The following is a 2776-nucleotide window of genomic DNA, read 5'->3' as shown; positions in this document are numbered from 1 at the left end:
TTGGTGGAGGCTCCAACTCTTGAGAGTGATTCATCGGACGTGCCCGACCCCGAAGGATGAAGCGGCCACCGCGCCGAGCTAGTATTGCGAGGCAGCGGTGGTCGAGGTCGGCCCATTGTCTGGTGCACTGAGCCCGTTTGAGAGTTGGACCCGCAGCCCTGCGAGCACCCCAAATTGTGACCTGGGGCAGTCTGTCGCCCTGCTGGATCACGCTTACCAGAATCCGATAACGAGGGCTGCCGCCGCTGCCATTCTCCATCGTGCAGGAGGGCAACATGCAGGTACTTTATCCACGCTGCGCCGGGCTGGACGTGCACAAGGACACTATCGTGGCATGCGTACGTTGCGTGTCTGCGCCTGAGCACCACGAGGTCCAAAGCTTTTCCAGCACCACGACCGGTTTGCTGGCGCTATCTGACTGGTTGGCAAGCCATCTCTGCACCCATGTAGCAATGGAAGCCACTGGCGTGTATTGGAAACCCGTCTGGCACGTACTCGAGGATTCCTTCGAGTTGGTGCTTGGTAATGCCGCACATATCCGGAACGTGCCTGGCCGCAAAACGGATGTCAACGATGCGATGTGGATCGCGGACCTGCTCGCACACGGGTTGATCCGCTCTAGCTTCGTGCCACCTGCCGCGATTCAGGAGTTGCGCGATCTGACACGCACGCGTAAGCAACTGGCCCGCGAAATCGCCCAGCATTGTCTGCGCATTCAGAAGGTGCTTGAGGACGCCAACCTCAAACTCGGCAGCGTACTGTCCGACGTGCTTGGCGACAGCGGGCGGGCTATGCTCAAGGCCATCGTCTCGGGCGAGGATGACCCGGTGCGATTGGCCTCGCTGGCTCAGGGCCACGCCCGCAGAAAGACCAGTGAACTGCGCGAAGCGCTGAGCGGCCGTGTCACCGCCCATCACCGCGCCATGCTCGGACTGCATCTGCAAGTCATCGACGCACTTGAACGCGCGCTGGCAGACTTGGATGCCGCAGTGGGGCTGGCGTTGACGCCGATCCGGCAGCACGTCCAACTGCTCAGGACCATTCCTGGGGTTGGGGATTTGACTGCTCGGGTCTTGGTAGCCGAGATCGGCGTCGACATGACGCGCTTCCCCAATCCCGCCCATTTGATATCGTGGGCCGGCTTGTGCCCGCGTAATGACGAAAGCGCGGGCAAACGCCGTAGCACTCGTGTCCGCAAGAGCGGTACGTGGTTAAAGACTGCACTGGTCACGGCTGCATGGGCAGCAGTTCGCACAAAAAACACCTATCTGCACGCCCAGTTCTTGCGAATCAAAGCGCGGCGCGGTGCTAAAAAAGCGATCGTCGCTGTTGCGGCGTCCATGCTCACTGCCGCGTGGCACATGCTTCGCAACGGCGTGGAATACAAGGACCTCGGCCCTGATTACTTCAATCGACACGACATGCAGGGGACTGTTAAACGGCTGCTCAAAAGACTGACGGATCTCGGGTATCCCGTTCAACCCGCGTCTCCATCGTAAGGGCTTCTTACCAGAATGGAGCCATGAGCAAGCAAACGAAGTTTTCCCCGGAAGTCCGAGAGCGCGCTGTACGCCTGGTGCGAGAGCAGCGTAGCGAGCATCCGTCGCTGTGGGCGGCGGTCGAATCGATTGCACCCATGATCGGCTGCACGAGCCAGACACTGCTGGGCTGGGTCAAGCAAGAACAAGTCGAAACCGGCGAACGCGACGGCGTGACAGCATCGGAACGTGACCGTCTCAAGACGCTGGAGCGTGAAGTCAAAGAACTGCGCCGAGCCAACGAGATTCTCAAACTGGCGAGCGCGTTTTTCGCCCAGGCGGAGCTCGACCGCCGTATCAAGTCCTGAAGGCCTTCATCGATCAGCACCGCGACACCTTCGGGGTCGAGCCGATCTGCAAGGTCTTGCGGATTGCCCCGTCGGGCTACCGGCGTCATGCCACCCAACTTCGTGATCCGTCGAAGCGCTGCGCCCGAGCGAAGCGCGATGACCTGCTGTGTCCGGAAATCCTGCGTGTCTGGCAGGCCAACATGCGAGTCTACGGCGCTGACAAGGTCTGGAAGCAGATGAACCGGGAGCAAATCGCGGTGGCACGTTGCACGGTCGAAAGGCTGATGCAACGGATGGGATTGCGCGGCGTGATTCGCGGCAAGCGGGTTCGCACAACGATTCCGGATGTCTCGGCACCGCGTCCGCTGGACAGAGTCAACCGCCAGTTCAAAGCCGACCGACCGAATCAGCTCTGGGTTTCTGACTTTACCTACGTTTCGACGTGGCAGGGCTGGCTGTACGTGGCGTTCGTGGTCGACGTCTTTGCCCGGCGGATCGTCGGCTGGCGCGTCAGTTCCTCGATGACCACGGACTTCGTTCTGGACGCACTTGAGCAGGCGCTTTACGCCCGTCGGCCCGGCGACGATGGATCTCTTATCCATCACTCTGATCGCGGGTCGCAGTACGTCAGCATTCGCTATAGCGAGCGATTGGCCGAGGCTGGCATCGAGCCGTCGGTCGGCAGCCGGGGCGACAGCTACGACAACGCGCTGGCGGAAACGATCAACGGCCTGTACAAGGCTGAACTGATTCACCGCCGCACCGCCTGGAAAACGCGTGAGTCCGTCGAATTGGCTACGCTGGAATGGGTGGCCTGGTTCAATCACCATCGGCTGATGGAACCACTCGGCTATATCCCGCCCGCCGAAGCTGAGGCAAACTACTATCGGCAACGAAAACAGATTGCCGGTGAACCGCTATTAGCTTAAACCAACCAGCCTCCATGAT

Annotated in this window: 2 protein-coding genes and 1 other annotated feature; both genes read left to right on the top strand. The window is 60.5% G+C overall.

Features of this window, described 5'->3' with window-relative positions; all coding sequences use genetic code 11:
* Positions 1 to 275: 275 nt before the first annotated feature.
* Positions 276 to 1499 (top strand): IS110 family transposase, encoded by a 1224-nt coding sequence (locus tag ACV229_RS40385; RefSeq protein WP_107313504.1) that lies wholly within the window; start codon positions 276 to 278, stop codon positions 1497 to 1499.
* 23 nt (positions 1500 to 1522) lie between these two features.
* A protein-coding gene (locus ACV229_RS40380) for an IS3 family transposase (RefSeq protein WP_448088630.1) occupies positions 1523 to 2757 on the top strand; the annotation gives its coding sequence in 2 pieces (ribosomal slippage) (positions 1523 to 1811 and positions 1811 to 2757; 1236 coding nt in all).
* Positions 1801 to 1917 (top strand) — a sequence feature (AL1L pseudoknot). It overlaps the preceding gene by 117 nt.
* Positions 2758 to 2776: the final 19 nt, after the last annotated feature.

It is taken from the genome of Burkholderia sp. MR1-5-21, assembly GCF_053427715.1.
The sequence above is the reverse complement of the archived record's forward strand: the minus strand, read 5'-3'. Positions and strand labels throughout refer to the sequence as shown.

What these genes read in the sequence shown, in the direction of transcription:
- ACV229_RS40385 (WP_107313504.1), top strand. Translation starts at nt 276, where the DNA reads ATGCAGGTACTTTATCCACGCTGCGCCGGGCTGGACGTGCACAAGGAC.